Source organism: Pediococcus claussenii ATCC BAA-344 (genome assembly GCF_000237995.1).
GTDB classification, from domain to species: domain Bacteria; phylum Bacillota; class Bacilli; order Lactobacillales; family Lactobacillaceae; genus Pediococcus; species Pediococcus claussenii.
The window spans coordinates 919,955-945,008 of the sequence record NC_016605.1; the positions used below are offsets into that span (position 1 = coordinate 919,955).

24 protein-coding genes are annotated in these 25,054 nt (G+C 36.3%); 17 read left to right on the forward strand and 7 right to left on the reverse strand.

Annotation, left to right across the window (positions count from 1 at the left end):
* Nucleotides 1-2: 2 nt before the first annotated feature.
* The 9 genes from PECL_RS04405 (at nucleotide 3) to PECL_RS04445 (ending at nucleotide 9,163) form a co-directional block, all read left to right on the forward strand.
* Nucleotides 3-614, forward strand: coding sequence for a YpmS family protein (locus tag PECL_RS04405; protein ID WP_014215387.1), 612 nt, complete (start codon nucleotides 3-5; stop codon nucleotides 612-614).
* Between the two features lie 42 nt (nucleotides 615-656).
* Entirely contained in the window at nucleotides 657-1,523 is an 867-nt protein-coding gene (gene ylqF / locus PECL_RS04410) for a ribosome biogenesis GTPase YlqF (RefSeq protein ID WP_014215388.1), read from the forward strand.
* On the forward strand, nucleotides 1,504-2,262 hold the full coding sequence (locus PECL_RS04415; RefSeq protein ID WP_014215389.1) for a ribonuclease HII: 759 nt from the start codon (nucleotides 1,504-1,506) through the stop codon (nucleotides 2,260-2,262). Before ylqF ends, PECL_RS04415 begins: the two co-directional genes overlap by 20 nt.
* Before the next feature lie 36 nt (nucleotides 2,263-2,298).
* Entirely contained in the window at nucleotides 2,299-3,150 is an 852-nt protein-coding gene (gene dprA, locus PECL_RS04420; protein ID WP_014215390.1) for a DNA-processing protein DprA, read from the forward strand.
* Nucleotides 3,151-3,211: 61 nt separating this feature from the next.
* The gene (gene topA, locus PECL_RS04425; RefSeq protein ID WP_014215391.1) at nucleotides 3,212-5,284 is read left to right on the forward strand and encodes a type I DNA topoisomerase; all 2,073 of its coding nucleotides are present in this window, start codon (nucleotides 3,212-3,214) and stop codon (nucleotides 5,282-5,284) included.
* 87 nt (nucleotides 5,285-5,371) lie between these two features.
* Entirely contained in the window at nucleotides 5,372-6,289 is a 918-nt protein-coding gene (gene xerC, locus PECL_RS04430; protein WP_014215392.1) for a tyrosine recombinase XerC, read from the forward strand.
* Nucleotides 6,290-6,294: 5 nt separating this feature from the next.
* Complete coding sequence (gene hslV, locus PECL_RS04435) at nucleotides 6,295-6,849, forward strand: ATP-dependent protease subunit HslV (protein WP_014215393.1); 555 nt, start codon at nucleotides 6,295-6,297, stop codon at nucleotides 6,847-6,849.
* 4 nt (nucleotides 6,850-6,853) lie between these two features.
* Nucleotides 6,854-8,266, forward strand: a complete 1,413-nt coding sequence (hslU, locus tag PECL_RS04440) for an ATP-dependent protease ATPase subunit HslU (protein ID WP_014215394.1) — start codon at nucleotides 6,854-6,856, stop codon at nucleotides 8,264-8,266.
* Nucleotides 8,267-8,287: 21 nt separating this feature from the next.
* Nucleotides 8,288-9,163 carry an aldose 1-epimerase family protein gene (locus PECL_RS04445; protein ID WP_014215395.1) on the forward strand — a complete coding sequence of 292 codons (876 nt, stop codon included), beginning with the start codon at nucleotides 8,288-8,290 and terminating at the stop codon, nucleotides 9,161-9,163.
* Between the two features lie 71 nt (nucleotides 9,164-9,234).
* Here PECL_RS04445 and plsY read toward each other — a convergent pair whose 3' ends face one another.
* A complete protein-coding gene (plsY, locus tag PECL_RS04450; RefSeq protein ID WP_014215396.1) occupies nucleotides 9,235-9,837 on the reverse strand; it encodes a glycerol-3-phosphate 1-O-acyltransferase PlsY in 603 nt (200 codons plus the stop codon).
* Nucleotides 9,838-10,008: 171 nt separating this feature from the next.
* Between plsY and parE the strand changes: the two genes are divergently transcribed.
* From parE to msrA, 6 genes are all read left to right on the forward strand, one after another.
* A complete protein-coding gene (parE, locus tag PECL_RS04455) occupies nucleotides 10,009-12,036 on the forward strand; it encodes a DNA topoisomerase IV subunit B (protein WP_014215397.1) in 2,028 nt (675 codons plus the stop codon).
* A 24-nt stretch (nucleotides 12,037-12,060) separates the two neighbouring features.
* Complete coding sequence (gene parC, locus PECL_RS04460; protein ID WP_014215398.1) at nucleotides 12,061-14,520, forward strand: DNA topoisomerase IV subunit A; 2,460 nt, start codon at nucleotides 12,061-12,063, stop codon at nucleotides 14,518-14,520.
* Nucleotides 14,521-14,609: 89 nt separating this feature from the next.
* On the forward strand, nucleotides 14,610-15,575 hold the full coding sequence (locus PECL_RS04465) for a LysR family transcriptional regulator (RefSeq protein ID WP_014215399.1): 966 nt from the start codon (nucleotides 14,610-14,612) through the stop codon (nucleotides 15,573-15,575).
* 17 nt (nucleotides 15,576-15,592) lie between these two features.
* Nucleotides 15,593-16,528, forward strand: a complete 936-nt coding sequence (locus PECL_RS04470) for a manganese-dependent inorganic pyrophosphatase (RefSeq protein ID WP_014215400.1) — start codon at nucleotides 15,593-15,595, stop codon at nucleotides 16,526-16,528.
* Between the two features lie 125 nt (nucleotides 16,529-16,653).
* The gene (gene msrB / locus PECL_RS04475) at nucleotides 16,654-17,091 is read left to right on the forward strand and encodes a peptide-methionine (R)-S-oxide reductase MsrB (RefSeq protein WP_014215401.1); all 438 of its coding nucleotides are present in this window, start codon (nucleotides 16,654-16,656) and stop codon (nucleotides 17,089-17,091) included.
* A gap of 56 nt (nucleotides 17,092-17,147) precedes the next feature.
* Complete coding sequence (gene msrA / locus PECL_RS04480; RefSeq protein WP_014215402.1) at nucleotides 17,148-17,669, forward strand: peptide-methionine (S)-S-oxide reductase MsrA; 522 nt, start codon at nucleotides 17,148-17,150, stop codon at nucleotides 17,667-17,669.
* A 451-nt stretch (nucleotides 17,670-18,120) separates the two neighbouring features.
* On the opposite strand, the gene yjeM is transcribed toward msrA, so the two are convergent.
* From yjeM to PECL_RS04500, 4 genes are all read right to left on the reverse strand, one after another.
* Nucleotides 18,121-19,626: a glutamate/gamma-aminobutyrate family transporter YjeM gene (gene yjeM / locus PECL_RS04485; protein WP_014215403.1), complete on the reverse strand. Its 1,506-nt coding sequence runs from the start codon at nucleotides 19,624-19,626 to the stop codon at nucleotides 18,121-18,123.
* A gap of 449 nt (nucleotides 19,627-20,075) precedes the next feature.
* The gene (locus tag PECL_RS04490) at nucleotides 20,076-20,432 is read right to left on the reverse strand and encodes a YisL family protein (protein ID WP_041534609.1); all 357 of its coding nucleotides are present in this window, start codon (nucleotides 20,430-20,432) and stop codon (nucleotides 20,076-20,078) included.
* Between the two features lie 213 nt (nucleotides 20,433-20,645).
* Nucleotides 20,646-21,383 carry a gamma-glutamyl-gamma-aminobutyrate hydrolase family protein gene (locus tag PECL_RS04495; RefSeq protein ID WP_014215405.1) on the reverse strand — a complete coding sequence of 246 codons (738 nt, stop codon included), beginning with the start codon at nucleotides 21,381-21,383 and terminating at the stop codon, nucleotides 20,646-20,648.
* Nucleotides 21,373-22,668 carry an APC family permease gene (locus tag PECL_RS04500; RefSeq protein ID WP_014215406.1) on the reverse strand — a complete coding sequence of 432 codons (1,296 nt, stop codon included), beginning with the start codon at nucleotides 22,666-22,668 and terminating at the stop codon, nucleotides 21,373-21,375. Before PECL_RS04500 ends, PECL_RS04495 begins: the two co-directional genes overlap by 11 nt.
* Before the next feature lie 178 nt (nucleotides 22,669-22,846).
* Between PECL_RS04500 and PECL_RS04505 the strand changes: the two genes are divergently transcribed.
* On the forward strand, nucleotides 22,847-23,245 hold the full coding sequence (locus PECL_RS04505) for a fluoride efflux transporter FluC (protein WP_014215407.1): 399 nt from the start codon (nucleotides 22,847-22,849) through the stop codon (nucleotides 23,243-23,245).
* Between the two features lie 6 nt (nucleotides 23,246-23,251).
* The gene (locus PECL_RS04510) at nucleotides 23,252-23,593 is read left to right on the forward strand and encodes a fluoride efflux transporter FluC (RefSeq protein ID WP_014215408.1); all 342 of its coding nucleotides are present in this window, start codon (nucleotides 23,252-23,254) and stop codon (nucleotides 23,591-23,593) included.
* A 61-nt stretch (nucleotides 23,594-23,654) separates the two neighbouring features.
* Here the strand turns inward: PECL_RS04510 and PECL_RS04515 are convergent, their stop codons facing one another.
* Nucleotides 23,655-24,518 carry a DegV family protein gene (locus PECL_RS04515; RefSeq protein ID WP_014215409.1) on the reverse strand — a complete coding sequence of 288 codons (864 nt, stop codon included), beginning with the start codon at nucleotides 24,516-24,518 and terminating at the stop codon, nucleotides 23,655-23,657.
* An 84-nt stretch (nucleotides 24,519-24,602) separates the two neighbouring features.
* Nucleotides 24,603-25,022: a MarR family winged helix-turn-helix transcriptional regulator gene (locus tag PECL_RS04520; RefSeq protein WP_148265542.1), complete on the reverse strand. Its 420-nt coding sequence runs from the start codon at nucleotides 25,020-25,022 to the stop codon at nucleotides 24,603-24,605.
* Nucleotides 25,023-25,054 lie beyond the last annotated feature (32 nt).

The window sequence follows — 25,054 nt, forward strand, 5'->3', positions numbered from 1 at the left end:
TTATGAATCGTAAGTCACGAGTGGAAACCGAAGAAAAAAGAGAAGAACGAAATTGGTGGCGTTGGGCTTTTATTGGGTTACTTGTTGTAATTGTTTTACTGGGTGGATACGGTTATTCACAACTTACAGCGCAGCCACCGGTAAATCAAGAACAAGGCTCTTTTAAACCTAGCGAAGCACAATTTGAAATTAATTTAGATAAGGGTCAGATTAATGCACTGGCAGCAAACTATCTTGGTCGTCTACAAAAAGGCAAAGCACAAAAATACATGTTTAAGATTGGTAAATTTGCTTCTATCAGTGGAAAGCAAAAAATTTTAGGACAAAATATTAATTTTGCAATTAATTTCATCCCCAAAAAAACTAAGGAGGGTAATGTGTTATTAAAAGCAAAGGGGTTAAACATTGGTAGACTTAATTTGCCGATTCCCTTTGCGATGACTTATGTGAGGGAACACTATAAAATTCCAAAATGGGTTAGTATTAACAGTCATAAAAAGACAATTTTACTAGACCTGAATAAGTATAGTCGAAACAAAACATTGAGATACAGTGTCAAAAAAATTAATATGGAATCTGATCAATTTACTATTAAAGTAAGCGTACCAAAATAATGCTACTTTCAAATTAAACATTAATGAAAGGAAACAACTGATATGGCAATAATCCAATGGTATCCGGGGCATATGGCAAAGGCAATTCGGCAAGTACAAGAAAAACTTAAACTAGTTGACATTGTTTTTGAACTTGTCGACGCTCGTATTCCTGAATCTTCTAGAAATCCAATGATTCAGGAAGTAATTGAAAATAAGCCACATTTACTATTACTTACGAAGGCAGATCTCGCTGACCCCGTTGAAACGAAAGAATGGCTAAAATATTATAGGCAACATGGCGAGAATGCCATTGCAATTGATTCTAGAGAAACAAAGATTGAACAAGTTATCATTCGTGAGACAAATAAAATTTTAAAAGAAAAAATACAAAATAAGGCAGATAAAGGTATCATTTCACATGAAATTCGTGCAATGTGTATTGGAATTCCCAATGTTGGTAAATCAACGCTTTTAAATCATCTGTTGAATAAAAAAGTTGCTATTACCGGTGATAAACCCGGTGTTACAAAAAAACAGCAGTGGCTAAAGTCACCCCACGGTTTAAGTTTGCTCGATACGCCTGGAATTCTGTGGCCTAAGTTTGATGACCAATCAATTGGCACTAAGCTAGCATTTACAGGAGCAATCAAAGAAAATCTATACGCAAATGATGATGTTGCCCTCTATGGATTGAATATTTTTCGTAATAAATATCCTGCTGAATTACTTAGCCGCTATAAGCTAAATGAAGAAGAATTAGATCAGAATTTACCGGAACTATTATTAAGTATTACAAAGAAATTGGGTATGAAAGATGATTATGATCGTGCAAGTTTGCGTATCATGCTTGATGCTCGAAAAGGGAAACTAGGAAGATTCTGTTTGGATTTTGTTGGAGAAGTTGTGGATGAAGATAGCAGAAATTAAAAAACAATTAGCGACGGTTACTGATTCTTCGAGTGCGGTTTTGGTCGAGTTTGCGGATGATCCTCGGTTGGGCGTTCAAAAGCTCATTCTTCAAACTAAAAAAAGACTGAGACATGAATACGAGCAAGAAATCGCGTTTCAAAAACGTTTCAAATTAGAACGTGCTTTGTGGTCAGATGGTAAAGAGATAGTTGCAGGAATTGATGAAGTTGGCCGTGGATGTCTTGCAGGACCGGTAGTCACTGCTGCGGTAATCCTTAATCATCAATTCAATTTAAAACAGGTTAACGATTCAAAACAAGTGACTGCTAAAGTACGTGAAAGCTTGTATCCCGAAATTATTAGTAATGCCGTTAGTGTGGGAATTGGAATTGTTTCAAGCGAAGTAATTGATAAAATTGGAATTCTAAACGCAACCAAACAGGCAATGTTAATGGCCATTGAAAATTTGGAGATTGAACCTGAGGAACTCTTGATTGACGCCGTTCAGGTTCCAACTGATATTCCAAAGCAAGTGATGTTTAAAGGTGATTCAACTAGTAATAGTATTGCAGCTGCGTCAATTGTTGCAAAGGAATACCGTGATCACTTAATGCGTTCCTATAATCAGACGTACCCGGGTTATGGATTTGACAAGAATGTTGGATACGGAACGAAAGCTCATCTAGCTGGGTTGGAACGATTAGGTATAACACCAATTCACCGAAAAACTTTTGAGCCCGTTCCAAAATTCATTTAATATTATTTGCGAATATTATTTTTGAGGTGGAAAAAAATGGATATTCGCAATTTTTTGGTTGCATTAAAAATAGTTTCAAGGCTAAACATAAAAAAGCAATGGGAAGTTTTTAATGAAAATAGAACAATTAAGATGGCATCTTTTAAGGAAAGAATCAACTGTTGTAATTGTTTAACTCCAAAACAAAAGTTGGAAACCAACAACTTATATGATCAACAGAATAAATTTATTAAGATAAATAAAGAATTCGGTGGTATCCTAACTATTGTGGATTCTAAATTTCCTAAACAATTAAGAGAAATTTACTGTCCTCCAATTGTCTTGTTTTATAGGGGAGACATATCAATTTTGAATACTTATTTAGCATCAATTGTTGGTGCTCGTGACTGTTCAAATTATGGAAAACGGGTTTTACTGGCGCTAATACCACAAATTACGCCATATCTTACCATCGTTAGTGGACTAGCTAAAGGTGTTGATTGTATGGCGCATGAATATACCATCAATAATGGAGGCAAAACGGTTGCTGTTATTGGTACAGGATTAAATCAAATTTATCCTAAAAGTAATTCAAAGCTCCAAGACATTATTGCTCAAAAGCACTTATTGATAACAGAATATCCCTTATATGCGAAGCCACTACGACATCATTTCGTTGAGCGCAATAGAATTATTGCGGGCATTAGTGCTTCTACAACAGTGGTTGAAGCTCGTAAACAGTCAGGTAGTTTAATTACCGCTAATTTTGCACTAAGTGAAAACCGCAATGTATTGGCAGTTCCTGGTGAAATTTTTAGTGAAACATCACAAGGCACTAATGATTTAATACAGGCTGGAGCACGTCCGCTAATATCACTTGAAGATATATTGGAAGAATCCATTATTTGACAAAGTTAAAACATATGCAATATGATAACGATTATGAAATCAAAAAGGCAAGGAGTAACAAATGCCAACTGCAAAAAAAAACTTGGTGATTGTTGAATCACCATCCAAAGCAAAAACAATTGAAAAATATTTAGGACGATCGTACAAGGTTATTGCCAGTTTGGGACATATTAGAGACCTGCCTAAGAGCAAAATGGGTGTGGACATTGACAATAATTATGACCCACATTATATTTCGATTCGTGGCAAAGGGGATACGATTAAAAAACTCCGTACGGAAGCTAAAAAAGCAAAAAAGGTTTATTTAGCTTCTGATCCTGATCGTGAAGGAGAAGCAATTGCGTGGCATCTTTCATATTTGTTAGGATTAGACCCGAAAGATAAAAACCGAGTCGTATTCAACGAAATCACAAAAGATGCGGTTAAAAACGCTTTTAAGACCCCCCGTTCAATCGACACATCCCTAGTGGATGCGCAACAAGCGCGTCGCATTTTAGATCGCTTAGTTGGATATTCAATTTCACCTTTACTTTGGCAAAAAGTTAAAAAAGGATTAAGCGCAGGAAGAGTGCAATCAATTGCGCTGAGCTTAATTATTAAACGGGAACAAGAAATTCGCGACTTTAAGCCTGAAGAGTATTGGTCAATTGATTCTGAATTCAAAAAAGGACGCTCGAAGTTTAATGCTTCATTTTATGGAACGGGCGGCAAGAAAAAGGCTTTGAAGAATGAAAAGGCCGTCCAAAAGATTTTAAAGCTTATTAATCCAAAGGACGATTTCGATGTTACTTCCGTCAAGAGGAAAGAACGAAAAAGGTTTCCGTCGCCAGCATTTACAACAAGTTCGTTGCAGCAGGAAGCCAATAAAACGCTTAACTTTAGAACTCGTAAAACGATGATGGCTGCACAACAATTATACGAAGGTATCAACATTGGAAAAGAAGGAACAGTCGGATTAATTACTTATATGCGAACCGATTCAACACGTATTTCGGACATCGCAAAACATGAAGCATCAGTTTTAATTCATGAAAAATATGGTGCTGAATATGCTGCTATTAAACCTCGAAAGGGTAAAATGCCTGAAGGTGCGCAAGATGCACATGAAGCGATTCGACCTTCTTCGGTAAATCGAACGCCAGAAGATCTCAAGGAATATCTATCTAAGGACCAATATCGGTTGTACAACTTGATTTGGTCCCGATTTATGGCAAGTCAAATGACTCCTGAGGTTTCTGATACAATGGCAGTTACGATTGAACAAAACGATGTTCAATACAGGGCTAATGGCTCCAAAACAAAATTTGAAGGGTTTACCAAAGTTTATAAAACCAACAAAGAGAAGGATAATTCACTTCCAGCAATGGAAGAGGGCGATAAAGTTAAGTTGGTTTCTAATAATCCTAATCAACATTTTACTCAGCCACCTGCTCGTTATAGTGAAGCTAATTTAGTTAAGGCACTTGAAGAAAATGGGGTGGGGCGTCCTTCAACATATGCGCCTACCTTGGACACGATCCAAAAACGCTACTATGTAAAACTTGAATCTAGACGTTTTGAACCTACGGAGTTGGGAGAGATCGTGAATGATATTATTTATGAATTTTTCCCAGACATTGTAAATATTGATTTTACAGCACATCTAGAAACCGAATTAGATGAGATCGAAGAAGGTAAAGAAGACTGGGTGAAAGTAGTCGATGGCTACTATAAACCCTTCTCAAAGGAAGTTGATACGGCTCAAGAACAGATTGAAAAGGTTCAAATTAAGGATGAGCTTGCCGGATTTGACTGTGAAGTTTGTGGATCACCAATGGTCGTTAAGATGGGTAAATATGGTAAGTTCTTTGCTTGTAGTCGATTCCCAGATTGTCGTAACACGCAAGCAATCGTTAAAGAGATTGGTGTGACATGTCCTAAATGCGGAATTGGACAAATTATCGAAAGAAAATCTAAGCGCGGTCGTCTATTTTACGGTTGTTCACGTTATCCAGATTGTGATTTTGTTTCGTGGGATAAACCAGTTGGACGTAAATGCCCAGTTTGTCATTCATTCTTAGTTGAAAAGAAAATTAAGGGCGGAAAACAAGTTGTTTGTCCAAACGGCGATTATGAGGAGACTCCTCAGAAGTAATAATTGTTAACAGATAATTAATTAAGCTCGTTTTTATTGAGTTTTCCTCCACATTTTGCTATTGTTGCTGGTGTCGGAGGTTTTTTTATGGATTATTTAGAGCTCTTTGTACGTTATTTAAAAGTTGAACATCAATATTCGGATCAAACTATTAAGGCTTACTCGGAAGATATACAAGAGTTCACCCGATTTATACAGGATACCAATCCTAAAAGTGATTTGCTTTCGATTGATCGTTTTGATGCTAGTGTCTTTATGAGTTTTTTATTTGATCAGCATTTAGAACGGACGACTATCGCGCGTAAAACATCAGCGCTTAAATCGTTTTATAACTTTTTATTGCAAAATAACTTAGTAACTAAAAATCCGTTTGAATTGATCCAATTAAAAAAGCATTCTGATAAACTACCACATTTCTTTTATGATAAAGAAATTAACATTTTATTTAAATCGTTGTATGACGCTAAAGGCAGTTTTAGGTTGCGAAACATTGCAATTTTAGAAGTATTGTTTGGAACTGGGATTCGTGTTAGTGAGTGTTCTAATTTAACGTGGACAGACATTAACTTTGATATGAAAACCATGTTAATTCGCGGGAAAGGTGATAAAGAACGATATGTTCCGTTTGGAAACTATGCGAAGCAAGCACTTATTAAATATCGTAGTGACGAACGATCAGTTCTAATGCAAAAGTATCAACAAGACCATGATTTTGTTTTTATAAATAATAGAGGAAAACAATTAACATCAGCTGGAATTGAATACGTTTTAAAACGGGTTTATGAGTCCAGTGGATTAACTGGAAAGATTTATCCCCATATGTTGCGGCATACTTTTGCAACAACTATGCTAAACAATGGAGCGGATTTAAGAACGGTTCAAGAACTGTTAGGTCATTCTAGTTTATCAACTACACAAATATATACACATGTAACGCGTGAAAATTTGCAAGCTAGCTATCGAAAATTTTTTCCACGTGCTACCGATAATGAAGGGAAGAAGTAAATATTATGCCAGTTCAATTTGAAGCAACAACAATTATTGCCATTAATCATAATGGAGAAAACGCTATGGCCGGTGATGGCCAGGTAACGATGGGTGAAAAGTTTATCATGAAAGGAACTGCCCGCAAGGTTCGTCGCATTTATGAAGGCAAAGTTCTAGTTGGCTTCGCAGGAAGTGTTGCTGATGCCTTTAACTTAGAAGAGAAGTTCGAAAAAAAATTATCAGAGTACAGTGGCAACTTACAACGGGCATCAGTTGAACTTGCTAAAATTTGGCGAGGTGACCAGCAACTACAGAAACTCGAAGCAATGTTAATTGTTATGGATAAACATGAAATGTACTTAGTTTCTGGTAGTGGTGAAGTCATTGCCCCCGATGATGGCATTTTAGCAATTGGTTCGGGTGGTAATTTTGCACTTTCAGCTGCCAAAGCAATGAAAGCACACGCAAAGAATATGACCGCTAAAGAAATGGCTACTGCAGCAATTAATGTTGCTGGCGATATTGATATATTTACAAATCATAATGTTATTGCAATGGACTTTAATGAGGAGGATTAATCAAATGAATGAAAACAATTTAACACCACAAGCTATTGTTTCTCAGTTGGACCAATTTGTAATTGGACAAAGTAGTGCAAAACGTGCGGTCGCGGTTGCCTTACGTAACCGATATCGTCGGATGCAACTGTCTGAGGATTTACAGGAAGACGTTACTCCTAAAAACCTACTGATGATTGGCCCTACAGGTGTTGGTAAAACTGAGATTGCTCGCCGTCTTGCTAAAATTGTAAACGCACCTTTTGTTAAAGTGGAAGCAACCAAGTTTACTGAGGTTGGTTATGTCGGACGTGACGTCGAATCAATGGTACGTGATCTTGTTGAAAGTTCTGTTCGGATTGAACAAGAAAATGAATTCAAAAATGTTCGAGTTGACGCTACAAAAAATGCTAATCAACGCTTGGTAAAATTACTTGCGCCAGTCCCACAAAAGAACAATGAGAATGGCATGGATTTTCAAAATCTTATGAAGATGATGAACCAAATCCAACGTGGTGAACAGCCTAATGAATCATTTAGCAACGAGGAAGCAAACATACCTGATGACGTTAAAGAAAAACGAATGACAATTGCTGATCAATTGAATAAAGGTCTCCTAGAAAATGAAACTGTTTCAATTCAGACAGACGATCCTAAACAAAATAATTCAGGTAACATGATGGGACAGATGGGAATTGATTTGAGTGAAACATTGGGTGATATGATGCCAAAGAAAAAGGTCACTCGAACATTGACAGTTGCCGAAGCTCGCGAAGTGCTAATCAAGGAAGAATCGGAAAAATTAGTTAATAGCGGTGATTTATACCATGATGCAATTCAAAGAGCAGAAGATATGGGGATTATCTTCATTGATGAAATTGATAAAATAACTAGTTCTGGTAGTCAATCAAGCGGTGATGTATCTCGCCAAGGTGTGCAACGTGATATTTTGCCGATCGTTGAAGGCTCACAAGTATCAACGAAGTATGGGACAGTAGATACTAGTCACGTTTTATTTATTGCTTCTGGTGCTTTCCATGAGAGTAAGCCAAGTGACTTGATTGCCGAATTACAGGGACGTTTCCCAATTCGAGTTGAACTAGATGATTTAACTAAGGACGATTTTGTTAGGATTTTGACTGAACCTAAGAATGCATTAGTTAAGCAATATATTGCTTTAATTGGTACAGATAATGTCAAGATTACTTTCACAATCGAAGCAATTGACCGAATTGCAGAAATTGCAGAGGCCGTGAACCACGATACTGAAAACATCGGAGCTCGTCGCCTTCATACGATTTTAGAACGATTGCTTGAAGATATTTTGTTTGAAGGACCAACTATGGCAATGGGTGAAGTTACAATTACCGAAAAATATGTTGATGACAAAATTGGTAACATTGCGAAGAACCGTGATCTAAGTGAATTTATTCTATAAAAAGTAGGAGTAGTCAAACTAATGATAAGCTTACAAAATGAATATCTTGCGATTCAAATTAATGAAGATGGTGCTGAATTAGTTAGTGTAAAATCTGCAGACGGAATTGAATATGTTTGGCAGGCTGATTCCAATATTTGGGGAAGACATGCACCCGTTCTTTTCCCAATTGTAGGACGTCTGAAAGATGATCAATATCGTACTGCTGGTAAAACTTTTTCGATGGGGCAACATGGCTTTGCACGTGATATGACTTTCAGCGTTATTTCACAGGATGACACACGGGTAGTGTTAGAGTTACGAAGTTCAGCTGAGACATTGTTAAAGTATCCTTTTGAATTTATTTTTAGAGTTGGATATTCTTTAGTAGAACATGAAATTCATGAAACTTACGAGGTTATCAATCCCTCAAATACTGAGGAATTATTGTTCTCAGTGGGTGGACATCCTGGGTTTAACTTGAATTTAGGAGCAAATATTCCATTTAGGGAGTATCAGTTACGTGTAGCGCCTGCCCGTAACTTTGATAGAGTATCACTTGAAGCACCATTGATTAATCTAAATGATTTACAAAGTCTTAACTTAAGTAAACCGTTACCACTAACTCACGAATTATTTTCTGATGATGCATTAATTTTAGAACTTAAGAATAAACAAACAACATTTATGCTTGAAAACTCTGTCAATGATCATGGAGTCGCTTTGACTGTTGATAATGCTCCCTATTTAGGCGTTTGGTCACCATATCCTGTTGAAGGTCCATTTGTTTGCTTGGAACCATGGTGGGGAATTGCAGATACAAACGATGCCACTGGTGAATTAAAACACAAATTAGCAATTAATAAGGTAGCAAGTACTGATAATTTTAAACGCGAATTTGAAATCACTTTCTTTTAACAGATTTCTTAATATAAAAGGGCTATGTCAATTTTAAATGACACAGCCCTTTCAATTTCTAAATTTATTTATTACTTAGATGATTTTTTCTTTCGCCAATATATTAGCCCAAATGGAATTAAATTTTCATCGCCATGTAAAATACGACTAATGTTTGTTCGATGCCGATAGATGATGAATAAGGTTAAACCAACTGCTACTATTGTTAACAAAATATCGTGATAGAAGAATGAAATAATTACAAGTAAAATAGCTGCCCCCATACTTGCAACACTTACCATACTACTCAGAAACATTAAAGTAATAAAGATAATACATGCAACCGTAAAGAAACTTGGATTATAAGCTAGTAGTAGTCCGGCACTCGTTGCCACTGCTTTTCCACCGCGGAAACGATCAAAGATTGAGAAGGTATGACCGATAATTGCACCTAATCCAATTAAAAGTGGGTTGATTGTGGTAACGTGGAATATGAGTGGCTGCAACGTTGCTAATGTTCCCTTTAATAAATCCAGTATCAAGACAACGATACCGGCTTTTGTACCTAACACTCGAAAAGTGTTTGTGGTTCCAGTGTTACCACTACCTTCTTTGTGTAGATCTTGGTGGTAAAAATATTTTGATATTAATGACCCTGAGGGAATGGATCCTAGAAGGTACGCTATAATAAACATTAAAAATATCGATTGCCAAAGTAGTTCCTCATTTCACTAATTAATATGCTAACAAATTGTATCATTTTAACCAAAAACATCAACTATGAATTAGGTTTGTAGCGCGATTTTCCTATTTTAAATCCATTAAAACTAAGTTATGATAATAATACTGAACTAAAGGAGAAAGAAATGCCAAAACGAAACACAAATCAATATGATGACTCGTCAATTCAAGTTTTACATGGGCTTGAAGCAGTTCGTAAACGTCCAGGTATGTATATTGGATCAACTGATGGTCGCGGGTTGCACCACCTTGTTTACGAAATTGTAGATAATGCAGTTGATGAAGCTCTTGCCGGCTTTGGAAGTGAAATAAATGTTATTATTCGTGCCGATAACAGCTTAACCGTTGTTGATCATGGGCGCGGAATGCCGGTCGGAATGCACGAATCGGGAATACCAACTGCAGAAGTTATTTTTACTGTCTTACATGCAGGCGGTAAGTTTGGACAGGGTGGATATAAAACATCAGGTGGGCTGCATGGAGTTGGCGCAAGTGTTGTTAATGCGCTATCAGAAAAATTGTCCGTACGCATTGTTCGTGATAAGAAAGAATATCGTGAAGATTTTGTAAACGGTGGACACCCAGTTGGAACTTTAAAAAAAATTGGCAAAACAAATGACAATAATGGAACAACCGTAACATTTAAGCCGGACAGCTCTATTTTCACTACCACGGTTTTTAATTTTAATACGTTGTCGGTGCGATTGAGAGAATCTGCCTTTTTATTACGGGGTGTGAAGATAACACTTACTGATGAACGTGCTGGACAAGAAAAGGAAGAAGAATATCTCTATCAAGAAGGTATTAAGCAATTTGTTGAGTATTTAAATGAAGATAAAGATACCCTTGGAAACGTTCTATACTTTGATGGAAACAAAGATGGGGTTGAAGTGGAAGTAGCTGGTCAATATAACGACGGATATACTGAAACAATCCTCTCATTTGTTAACAACGTTCGTACTAGGGATGGTGGTACGCACGAAGTAGGAATGCGTTCAGCTTGGACTAAGGCATTTAATGAATTTGCAAGAAAAGTAGGACTTCTTAAAGAACGAGATAAAAATTTAGAAGGATCTGATGTTCGTGAAGGTTTATCGGCAGTTATATCTCTTAGAATTCCTGAAGAGTTGCTTGAATTTGAGGGACAAACCAAAGAAAAACTGGGAACGCCAGAGGCTCGCAACATTGTAGATAGTGTAGTTTCTGAGCAATTAGTTTTCTATTTAATGGAAAATGGTGAATTTGCTCAACAACTAGTTCGAAAGGCAATTAACGCTCGGGAGGCACGTGTTGCAGCAAGAAAGGCACGTGATGAGTCAAGAAATGGTAAAAAACGTAAAAAGCAAGATCGCGTTTTATCTGGTAAGCTAACACCAGCTCAATCTAAAAATGCGAAGAAAAATGAACTTTTCTTAGTTGAGGGTGATTCTGCTGGTGGTAGTGCTAAACAAGGACGTGATCGAAAATTTCAAGCTATTTTGCCATTAAGAGGAAAAGTATTAAATACAGAAAAAGCAAAGTTGCAAGATATTTTAAAAAATGAAGAAATCAGTACAATGATTTACACAATCGGAGCTGGTGTTGGTAGCGAGTTTGATATTGATGATAGCAATTATGACAAAATCATTATTATGACCGATGCAGATACTGATGGAGCCCATATTCAAACTTTATTATTAACTTTTTTCTATAAGTACATGTGCCCCTTAATTGACAATGGTCGAGTTTATATTGCTCTGCCACCTTTATATAAGTTGCAAAAAGGTAGCGGAAAGAAAATTAAAATCAACTATGCTTGGACTGATGAGGAACTTGAAAAGGTTAGCAAACAAATTGGCAGAGGCTTTTCTTTACAACGTTTCAAAGGTCTTGGAGAGATGAATGCTGATCAGTTATGGGAAACAACTATGAATCCTGATACGAGAACCTTAATCCGAGTCCGAATTGATGACGCGACCTTGGCTGAACGTCGAGTTACAACTTTAATGGGAGATAAAGTTGAACCACGGAGAAAGTGGATTGAAAATAATGTCGCTTTTACTCTAGAAGAAGATGGAAGTATTTTAGATAATGCAGCAATCAAAGCTGAGCATGAAGATCTAGAAACCGATCAAGAAGATACCCAGACCGGGGAAATAGGGTTAGATCTATAAAATGAGGAAAGGAGAAAATTAAATATGAGTGATAATCAATCAAAAATTGAAGAGTTAACTTTGGAAGACATTATGGGCGACCGATTCGGACGTTATTCTAAATACATTATTCAAGAGCGCGCATTGCCTGATGTTCGAGATGGATTAAAGCCCGTTCAACGACGTATTTTATTTGCTATGAATCAGGATGGCAATACCTATGACAAGGCTTTTCGAAAATCGGCCAAGTCAGTTGGAAACGTCATGGGTAATTTTCATCCACACGGTGATAGCTCGATATACGAAGCTTTAGTTCGTATGAGTCAAAATTGGAAGCTACGAGCTCCCTTAATTGAAATGCATGGAAACAATGGTTCGATTGATAACGATCCTCCGGCAGCAATGCGGTATACAGAGGCAAGGTTAAGTAAAATATCTCAAGAAATGTTACGTGATATTGACAAAGAAACTGTTGATATGGTTTTAAATTTTGATGATACCGAGTATGAACCGACAGTATTACCAGCTCGATTTCCCAATTTATTAGTTAACGGAGCTACGGGTATTTCTGCTGGATATGCTACCGATATTCCGCCTCACAACCTAAATGAGGTGATCGATGCAGTCTTACATTTGGTTAAGCATCCCAATGCTACTACTGATGAACTCATGCAATTTGTGAAGGGCCCCGATTTCCCGACCGGTGGAATTGTCCAAGGAATTGATGGATTGAAACAAGCCTACCAAAAAGGTCGAGGTAGAGTGATTGTCCGTTCCAAAACAAGCACTGAAGAACTGCGGGGAAATAAACAATTAATTCGCGTTTCAGAAATTCCTTATGAAGTTAATAAAGCAAGCTTAGTTAAAAAAATTGACGAAATTCGCGTGATGAAAAAAATTGATGGAATATCTGAAGTTCGTGATGAGTCTGATCGTGATGGTTTATCAATTGCAATTGAGCTAAAAAAGGATGTTAATTCAAAAGGTATTTTAAATTACCTCTATAAAAATACTGATTTGCAAATTTCATATAATTTCAACATGGTTGCAATCAATAAGCGACGTCCGGAAAGATTAGGCCTGGGGGCTTTATTAACTTCATATGTTGAATATCAAAGAGAAGTTATCACTAAGCGTACTAACTATAACTTAGCTAAGTCCAAAGAACGATTACATATCGTTGAAGGGTTAATTAAGGCTTTATCTATTTTAGATCAAGTAATTTCGGTGATAAGAGCAAGTTCCGATAAAAAAGACGCTAAATCAAATTTAATTAAAAAATTTGAATTTACAGAAAAGCAGTCTGAAGCAATTGTTTCTTTGCAACTTTACCGTCTAACAAATACTGATATAACAGCTCTTCAGAACGAGTCTAAGGATTTAAATGCTGATATAACAAGATATCAGGCTATCCTAGATGATTCTGGCGCTTTGAATAAAGTTCTTGTGAAAGAATTAACTGCTATTAAAAAGACTTATGGGTCACCAAGAAAAACAGTTATTCAGGAAAAAATCGAAGAAATTGTGGTTGATCGCACGGTTACAGTTGCTGATGAACAGGTAATGGTGCTTGTTAGTCATTCAGGTTATCTGAAACGTAGCAGTTTACGTTCCTATGCGGCCTCGGGTGATGACAATGGGCTAAAAGAAGGCGATTATCCTGTTTACCAGCGCGAGTTAAATACGCTAGACCACTTGTTAATGTTTACTAACAAAGGAAATCTTATCTATAGACCGGTCCATGAGATTACTGATATGAAGTGGAAAGATACAGGTGAACATGTTTCTCAGACAATTGGCTTGCAAGACGATGAGGTCATACTAAAGGCGTATTCTTTCAAAAACTTTACCGATCCTAGCTATTTCCTCATTGCAACAAATGATGGATTTATCAAAAAGACCAAACTTGCTGATTTTGCGCCAGGTCGAACATGGCGTAAGAGGGCAACCACGTATATTAAACTCAAAACAGATAATGCTAAAGTTGTAAATGTTAAGTTTATAAATAAAGGTCAGTTTAGTGGAACAGTTATGTTACTATCACATAATGGATATGGTTTACGTTATGATATTGCTGAAATCCCAGAAAATGGCGCTCGTGCGGCGGGTGTCAAATCAATGGATCTTCGGGAGGATACAATAGTAGATATTGCACTTGTAAAAGAAAACGATATTGTTGGTATAGTAACCAATCGAGGTGCATTCAAGCGAATGTTAGTCTCTGAAGTTGCTCCAACTAGTAGAGCCCGACGTGGTGTCCTGATCATAAGGGAATTAAAGAAAGATCCACATCGGATTGCAGGTTTTGTTGTAATTAGCAGTACTTCTGCACTAGAGGTGTTGACATCACGTGGCCAGACGCACGATATCATTCCGGACGAGCATCCGTTGGGAGGACGATATTCAAACGGAACATTCCTAATTGACGTTGATAGTGAAGGGGAGCCGATCAATATTAAAAATAAACTTATTATTGATTCTGTAAACGGTGAAATTTCAAAGTAGATAATATTACTTGCTCTTTTTCGTCAGTAATATTAGAATTATTTTATAGGTTGAATTAGGGTGCTAATTTTGGCGAGGAGACATATAATATGAAATCAAAACAAGAACAGATTTTTTCATCAAAGACCTTAACTTATTTTTTACAGCTAGTGGATACAATGAATTATACTCAGGCAGCTCAAATTTTAGGTATTACGCAACCAGCTTTAACCCAACAAATTAAAAAGTTGGAAAGAGCAGTTGGAGCACCACTATTTTACTCGGTTGGTAAAAAGTTACGTCTTTCGGACGCTGGGTATACGATGATCAAGGCAACACATGACATTAACCTCGTTTTAAATACAGCAGCTGACGAAATTCAACAATCAACGAGCGCAACACATGGAGAAATTAATATCGGTATTTTAGCCTCGATTGAGACTCGTGTGTTTGAAGATTTCATTGCCAAGTATTTTGCGATGGAACCCGATATTCGAATAACAGTTCATGTGTTAACCAGAAAAGAAATTTGGGAAAGATTAGAAACTAATCAAATTGATCTAGCAATCATGTACTTGCCTGACGATAGCATTAAGAATTGGAAACCGTATGAATCACGTAAGATTATCTCTGAAAACTTACTATTTATTCATCATGATGAAAAGCTTGCTAAGCAAAAACGGATCAAACTCAAAAAGACTACCAAAGACAGTTGGGTTACCTATCCTGAAAGTTTTTATTTGAACGGTATTATTTCCGAAGCCTTCAAAAATAATCTTGAGGATGCACCGGTTAGTGTTGCACGTTTCACTTCACCTGATCAAATTCGTCGTTTTTCAGATGCAGCTGGGGTATCGACTGCATTACCTGAATCATACGTGTATGCACACCAATCCAGAAAAGGAAGTTATTTCGCTAAGTTTGACCCTGCCATTAAGTTTGATTTGAGTTTTATTTTCAGAAAAGATAAAGATACAATTCCGCGCATCAGTAATTTCTTGGAGCAGTTTTATATTTACTTGGATGAAACTGATTACATGGAACGTTTACGTACTACAATTGATAATGATAATTAAAAGGAGATTTATTTAACATGACAAAGACACTTGTTTTTGGGCACAGTAATCCTGATACTGATGCCATTGTTGCTGCCAAGGCATATACTTATTTTAAAACTCAAACTAGTGAAGGAGATTTTGAAGCTGTTGCTTTAGGTAATCCCAATCCTGAAACTAATTATGTCCTTAATCACTTTGCAGAACCCGCACCACGTGTTATTAAAACCGCTGCAAATGAAACTGATTCCGTTATTTTAGTTGACCATAATGAAAGACAACAAAGTATATCGGATATTGCTAAGGTTACCGTGACTGACGTGATTGATCATCATCGCATTGCTAACTTTGAAACTACTCTGCCACTCTTCTATCGTGCTGAGCCAGTTGGATGTACTAGTACAATTATTACAGAAATGTTCAATGAAGAAAAAATTGAAATACCCGCTCAATTAGCTGGGTTAATGCTTTCAGCAATCATTTCGGATACTTTGTTATTAAAATCACCAACTACAACTGATAAGGATCGCGAAGCTTTACGTGAATTAGCTGAAATTGCTGATATTGATGTTGATTCTTATGGAATTGAAATGTTAAAAGCTGGTACTGATTTAGATAGTAAGTCTGATCAAGACATTATTAATGGTGATGCAAAATCATTTGAAATGGGTGGAAAAACCGTTCGAATTGGTCAAGTAAATACAGTCGATGTTAACGACGTTTTTGCTCGTCAAGCTGACTTAGAAGCAGCTATGACTAAAGAAAATGCAGATAATGGATACGACATGTTCTTGCTAGTTGCAACAAATATTCTTGATAGTGATTCGGAGTTACTAGTTGTTGGGGATCCTAAGGAAATAGTTGAAAAGGCATTTAATGTGACCCTTAGTGATAAAAATCGTGCGGCACTACCAGGTGTTGTTTCTCGTAAGAAGCAAGTAGTTCCTCCATTGACTGCAGCTTTTGAGGCTTAATTTATATGATTCTGAAAAGAGCTTTCTTGATAGGAAGTTCTTTTTTAGTTGGTTTAATTTAATTTTGAGCAGATACATTGTTATATATTTGATTTTTAACTAGAATGTCTTGGAGGTGATGAGAGATGGATGAAAAAAGAAAAGAAAACGCTTTAAAGCATCTAACAACTGAGCAACTTAACGTAACGCAGCATGCTGCCACGGAACGACCTTTTTCAGGGAAATACGATGATTTTTACGAGAAAGGTGTATATGTTGATATTGTGAGTGGAAAACCTTTGTTCAGCTCATTAGACAAATATGATGCACACTGTGGTTGGCCATCATTTACAAAACCGCTAGATACGAAAGAAGTTAGTGAAAAACGTGATTCGAGTTTCGGAATGGAGCGTATTGAAGTAAGAAGTCATGATGCAAACTCTCATTTGGGTCATGTTTTTAATGATGGACCTCAACAAGCAGGCGGATTAAGGTACTGCATTAACTCAGCAGCACTCAAGTTTATTCCGTATGATAAGTTGGACGAAAATGGACTAAGTGAATATAAAAAAATATTTGACTAATTACATTTAGTAAGTGGATAATTACAAGTATCATAAATGTATTGGAGGAAATGATTATGGCTCAAGAAACTGCAATATTTGCTGGCGGTTGTTTCTGGTGTATGGTTGAACCATTTGAAGAACAACCAGGGATTAAACAGGTGCTGTCTGGATATACTGGTGGACACACCAGTAACCCAACTTATGAGGAAGTTGCTAGTCATACTACAGGTCATACAGAGGCTGTTCAGATCACATTTGATCCAGAAGTTATTTCGTATGACAAATTAGTTGAGATTTATTGGCAGCAAACAGATCCAACTGATGCAATGGGACAGTTCCAAGATCGTGGTGATAACTATCGTCCTGTAATCTTTGTTAATAACGATTCACAGCGAAAGATTGCTGAAAAATCAAAGGAAAGTTTAAAAAAATCTGGCCGTTTTGATGAACCAATCGTTACAACCATTGAAGAAGCCAGTACCTTTTATCCAGCCGAAGAAGAGCACCAAGAGTTCTATAAAAAGAATCCGCGACGCTATCAAATGGAAGAATCTGGTGGAAGAACAGACTTTATTGAAAAGCACTGGAACAAGTAAAAAATTAAGGTGTTTCATTAACTATCGTTGGTAAAACAATTCAGGCTTTAATCATTGGATGATTAAAGCCTTTTTTAGTCGTTTTATTTAGTTAGAAAAATTTCATTATCTACATTATTATCTACATTAAGGGTGGATCTGAATAATGGCAAGAGAGTGAATAGGCCGATTGCCAATTGATGGATAAATTTTAAATGGCGTATTTGCGAATAAAAAATACTAAACCCGATCTGAATTGGATAGTGCCGGGTCAAAAGCTTTAAATTATTATCACTTTTATAAACAGTGGCAATAATTTCATCAGCTAAATTTGCTAAATGATATTTTGTATTTACAACGTTAATTCTTTAATTGGCATGATCAAGCTCTGACTTAATATTAGCATTTTAAAGAAAAATCAGGACACAAAAAAACAGGTTGAGTATTCTCAGCCTGTTCAGAATGTAATAAATTAAAGGTTTTGCTTGTTACGCTCTTTTCTCGCAAAGAAGATCCAGGCAATTGCCCCAAAGAAGATTGGTCCAGCAATTGTCCAAAGTGCTGTAAACATGTCGCCAGTAATAAATGGTACAAGAATTGTAAATACGATACCAACTCCAACTGTTAACATAACAACAGTGGTAACAGTAATTATCCAAGTGTGATTATGGTAAGCCTCAAATGGATGGTCCAATTCCTTCTTTGCTCTAAAGAACGGAAATGCACCTACCAAGAATAGGTAGGGAAGGGTCGTTGAAACATTACTCATGTTAGTAAGAACATTATAGAAGAATGTTGCATCTTTATGTGTAATTGCCGCAAGAATTGAAATACCACCAACGAAAACAATTACAATGATAGCTTGTAACCACATCGAATTGGCTGGCATACCATTTTTATTTAATTCAGTCATCTTCTTTGGCCATAATTCCTTTGGTGATCCAAGAATAAATGACTTAAGCGGGGAATAACTAAGGACGAAGAATGAACCAATATAAGCTAGTAACATACCAACACCAGCAAAACGAGAAAAAATTGTTCCCATGAGTGCTGAAGTACCTGAACTCATGCCGAGTGAATTACCTAATTGATAACCTAGGTTACGCATTAAAACATATGTGATATTCCCAAGGTTAGCTTTTTGACCAATAATAACTGAATGCCAGTTGGCTGAAACACCCCATAAAAAGATTGCAAGTGAATATCCAATTGCAATAACGGCGCCACCAATTAAGATTCCTTTAGGAAATGTCTTTTCTGGCTTATCCAAACTATCTGTAATACCACCAAGCGATTCCAAACCACCATAAGCAAAGATTGCATAGATAACAAAAGAGATCATAGCGATTGGTGACTGGAACTGAGCGCTTGGAGATGTTGCAAAATCAGAAAGATGGTGAATTGGTTGAGCTAGTTGACCATGATTTGCAATCAAAATAATTACACTAGCAAGTAATAAAATGACGTTCAATGCCATGATTGCAATACCGCCTAAGGATGAAACCTTAGCAAGAGTATCAATACCACGTGACGCTGCCCAAGTAACAAAGAGAACCCATGCGATAGCTAAAAGACCAATTGTCATTGTCGAATTTAGACCTAATATTGACCAAGTACCTGTCGTATCATGACCCGAAATAATGGTTGCTAAGGTGATCCAGATTTTTTGAGAAATCATAACCATCCAGATTAACCATGAAGCGAGCCACATAAATGTCGCAATAAAAGCCCATTTCTCTCCAATAGAAGCTTCCAGCCAAGAATAAATACCGCCTTTAGCTTCTTTGAATGTCGATCCATATTCAGCAAACATTAAACCAGCTGGAATGAAGAATAGAACAGCACCTAAAATGTACCAAAAAATTGCTCCATATCCCATTTGTTCAAAGGCAGCTGGTGTGTTACCAAACCCAAAAATGGTAGTAAAAATCATTAAAACTAACGCACTAAGCGAAAGTTTCTTACCTTGTTTACCCATAAATACCTCTCCTTAATTAAGTAGAATAAAACCATATGAGAATTAGTTTAGCAGATTTAAGGAATGTAAACCCGCATTATTAATAAATCTAATTGAGATTAAATCATTATTTTATGTAATTGTAATCATTTTATAGATTTAACTTAATAAACTCATATAAGATTTATTTAAAATTATTGAATGGCTGTTTTAAATAAATTACAGTTGAAATACTGACTTAAAAAACCTAAAAAGATTGTGAGGATAGCAAGCATATTTTAAAAATGCAAAGTACCGAATTAAATGACAAAACATTTTAATTCAATTAACGAAAATACGTTGAATTTAGAAATTTCATTAATATCAGCAAGAAACAGTTATTTAATTTATTTTGTCTACTTTGGATAATATATATTATGTAAACCTAGAAGAGAAAAAACAAAAAACACTACATTTGTAGTGCTCCCTTCTCATCCGACAGTCAAATCAATAACTAACCCAACCAGCATTGTTAAAGCCGCCAAAACTGAAAGCAATTGAATTTGATTAATCTTAATTGATCCGGCTCTTTGCTTACGTGCAAACAATAATTCAATCACGCCTAATGTTGCAAGCCCCAATAAGAACTTTAAAATAACTAACACAGGCGACATGGCGACTGTATGTACCATTAACAAAAGATTTGATCCAACCATTACTATGTATAAAGCTCGGTCTGTGTATAGCGAGATTATAACCTGTTGAATTTGGTTTGTTGTTAATCCCATCACCGTAACCAATAGTATTAAAATCCATGAAAAATTATGTATAAACTCAGGAATCGACATTCCAAAAAAACCTCCAAAATACCTTATTAATTCCATTCTATCATATCGCACATTTAGTAAGTAGTTAAAATTCATTTTAAAGACCTTGGTCTAAAAGATCCGTCATAAAAATAAGTTCTAAAATCTAATTAGTTCAATTTATAATTATAAAAGGCCCCCTAAACAACAATTTATTATTTAGGAGGTCATCTTACCAGATATTTGTGTTTTTAATTATTCTAAAAAATCAGATATGAACTTGGTAAATATTTTTAACATGGCTTTATCACTTCGGAACATCATTTCTGGATGCCATTGATATGCTGCTATATGATGCTTTGAATCATTAAACCCTTCGATTACACCATCCTTGGCTTTTGCAGTTATGGTCAATCCCTTACCTAATTTCTTAATTGCTTGATGATGGAGTGAGTTAACTTGAATTTCACTACTCTCAAACATTTGTATCAATGTTGGATCTTTCAGTTGAACAAGATGGCTTGGCTGATCGTTTTGAACAGGAATTTTAGTTTGGTCATGTTCAATATTAACTGATCTTTTAATCATAGATTCGTCTTGGTATAAGCTACCACCAAAATAGACATTAACGAGCTGGGCACCACGACAAATCGCCAAAATTGGAATATCGCGACTAATCGCTCCCTGAATTAAAGCATTTTCAAAAGTATCCCTTTTAGTGGAAGTGGCACCTAATAAATCAGAAGGAGCTTCCCCATATAAATCTGGAGAAACATCTTGTCCCCCTGGTAGTAGCAATGCATCAATTTTTGATAAATATTGATTAACATCTGCAGGAATTCCGATGGGTATAAGCAAGGGTAGCGCACCTGCAGCAACAACTGAGTCAATGTTTCCCTGCATAGTATATGTTAAATTTTCCTTTGCAAAAAGCTCCGAAGAATTTTGAAAAAAGTTAGCGACTACACCAAAAATTTTTTTACTATTTGTCATTTGTGATACCTCCCCTTTTTTGGATAGCCTTACCAACAAAGTAAAATGGCACGGCAATAACTAACCCACCTAATCCGAAAATTAGTTGGTATACAGTTGCATGTGATAATAACCAGACACTAACGATAATTGCAAAAATTGGAATAACTGGTCCAAAAGGTATTTTGAAGGTTCTTGGTTGATTTGGCATTTTCTTTCTAAATACCAACACTGCCAAAATCGTTGGTACATACTGTGCGAACCTCGATACGACAGAAATTGCAGCTAAAGTAGTAAATGTTCCTGTTAAAGAAAGCGGTAATGCAATTACTAAAGAAATTATCATAGCGACGTATGGAATGCCTCGCCTATTACGACGTCCAACTACCTTTGGCATAACACCATTTTGTGCCATTGACGCGCCAATTCTAGGTAAGAAGAATGATTGCGCAGTAGCAATTCCCAAAATCGAAATGATTGTTCCTACGGCAATTGCGTATTTTCCAATTGGGCCAATAATCTGGTTCATTGCATCCTGCATTGGAGCCTGCGAAGAAGCAAGATGTGGCCCTAAAACGCCAATCGATACAATTTGGATTAGGATGTATAGTGCAGCAACAATACCAAGAGCAAAAATAATCGCTTTTGGTAAATTTTTTTGTGGATGTTCCATATCTTGGGCATCAATTACCAATGCTTCAAAGCCAGTAAAAGCATAAAACATCAAAATTGCAGCAGCACCAAAGGAACCAGCTACATATGATCCATGCGGAAATACTGGTGTGAAATTAGAACCTTTCATGAAGAAGATACCTATTGCAATAAACAAAATTAAAGGTATTAATTTTGCAACTGTAACAATATTATTTAACCATTTAGTAACCTGAATTCCCATTAAATTAACGGCTGTTAGTCCGACTAATAAAACAGTAATTGTAATTCCGCGCCATAAAGGCTGGTTGAAAATTGGAAATAACGCGCCCAGGGCAGTTGTTAACCCTGCAGCCATGGTAGCCCATGCAATGATACTAATAGCCCACACAATAAATCCAACTTCATAGCCAACAAAATCACCAAACGCCTTCTGAGCATATAAGTACGGACCGCCATCTTCTTTAAATAAACTACTATCTTCTGCATAACAAAGAGCGATTGAGATAACTAGTAACATATCAAAAACGAATATACCGATACTAGCAGGGCCCATGATTTTCATTGCCTGGTTGGGCAAAAGAAATATTCCGGAACCAATAATGGCATTAACTCCTAATATAACAATACTGAATAAACTAAATTTATTTTTCAAAATCTTTTCACCTACTCCTAATAATTGGTATTGCTAACCGTATAAAACGTTACATTATTCACTTACTTTATGTCAATTAAAAGCGGCTCATTTTTTGAGTTAACAATAATTAGCTGGAAACCACTAAATTATTTTTGTAGAATGGAATGGTTATTAAATATTTTAAGAGGGTTTTAGGATGCGATTAAAACAAAGTATTAGTGTAGCGATATTTGCCTTTATTGGTGGTGATTTACGCTGGATTCTTCAAAGTATAATAACACCTAAAGCGTTGTTTCCATGGAGTACCTTATTAATTAATTTAAGTGGTACGTTTATTCTTGGAATTTTGACCGGTGGTTTATTAGTTCGAATAAGTAGCTCGCCGATTTTAAATATTGGTTTGACTTCGGGTCTCCTTGGCGGGTTTACGACTTTTTCCAGTTTTGAATTTACTAATTTAAAACTGCTCGCAACACCTTCACATATTTTCATTGGAATAAGTTATATGTTGATATCGGTGTTTTTTGGTATTCTACTCGCAAATTTAGGGCAGCACCTGGGCGAGTTTGTCCTAAAAGATGAATCGGGGTGGTAAGATAATATGGTCTTTTTAGTTGTTGGAGTTGGGACTGCAATTGGTGCTGTAATTAGGTTTTTATTTATGGATATCACAAAAAATGTAGAAACAATCTTTCCCTGGTCAACATTTTGTATCAATATAACAGCTTGTTTCATAGTAGGCGTTCTAAGTGCACATTTACTTACTAGTTTAGTATCAAGTTTTTTGATTCTCGGAGTTACTGGTGGACTTTCAACCTTTTCGACCTTTGCAAATGAGAGTAGTATTTTGTGGAAAAGTGAGAAAAGAAGCATTGCTCTGCTCTACATTTTTGGAAGCATCATTACTGGAATCTTAGCAGCTTCAATTGGCTTTTATTTGTAAAATAGAATATAAAAAATAAAACCAGCTATGTTTTGAAATACTTCAACATAACTGGTTTTATTTACGCCTTTTTATAATCCAAAATCCAAGCCAGAGCTAGTGCCTTTTCGCCAAGATGAGCTCCTACGACTGGACCAAAGTATGAAATATCAATTGGCAAATCAGGATATTCCTCTTTTAATTTTTCTCTCCATTTTAGTGCTGCTGGTTCATCGTTGGCATGAATGATCATCGCCCTTAACGGATAAGACGCTTTCGCACGGTCTTCTTCAAACAATTGCTCAACACGGGCCAAAGCCTTTTTACTTGAACGTACTTTTTCAAATGCAACGATTTCGTGAGAATCGTTAAATGTAAGAATTGGTTTTATTTTTAATAAACTACCAACAAAGTCAGATGCATTAGATAAACGTCCACCTCTTACTAAATTTTGAAGATCATCCACGACGAAATATTCTCCAGATGTTTCCCTTAAATAATCTAAACGCTTGAGAATTGTGGACGGCTCCGCGCCCTCCTTTGCCATTCTAGCAGCTTCAAGGGCCATAACTCCCATTAGTCGAACTGTAATTTGAGAATCATAAACAATTAAGTTTAACCCTTCGATAGTCCCTTCTAAGCCTTTCAAGCTTTGGACAAATCCTGAAATCGTGCTTGCTAGGTGGATACTAATAACTGTATCGTAGCCCTGCTTCTGCAATTCCTCATACAGCTCAACCATCTGCCCCAAAGGCGGTTGCGATGTACTTGGAAATGACTGAGACGTTCGTAAACGCTCGTAAAATTCTTCAGTGGTGATGTCAATCCCTTCATCATAACTTTTACCGTCGATAATAACCGGAATCGGTACAACTGTTATGCCACTTTCCTGAATCTCTTCCTTGGTTAAGTAGCACGTACTATCAGTAACTACAGCGATCTTCATTACAAAACTCCATTCGTTCAATCAATAATATTCTAACAAATAACTATACCACAAAATATCTTAGTTCACTTACAAAAATTGAACTTAACCTGTTATATTCAAGTTACGCAAAATTCGATTTGCTAGGATATTGAACATACTAATCTCTTCATCTGTCCAATGAGAGAACATTTTTTTGTTAATTTCATCAACAAGTTTATTTACTCTCTTAAGAACTATTGCACCATCTTCAGTTAGATAGTATTCAATTTTTCGATGGTCAACATCTATTGCACATGTTCTAACTAATTTTTTTTCAAAACATTTCTTGATTTGTCTGCTTATAGTGGACGCTGCTAAATCGGTGGCTTTTACTAATTGTTCTTGTGTCGAAATACCTTTTTCAATTAAATCAAGAAGTTTCCACTCGGCAGAAGTAATAGAATTACTACGAGTGGCGTCTCGAATTAATTGTAATCGTTTTCCCACAACACTATTAAGCACTGTTATGCTATCTATCATCACCTTTTCACCTCACTTGTATTATACAACAAATT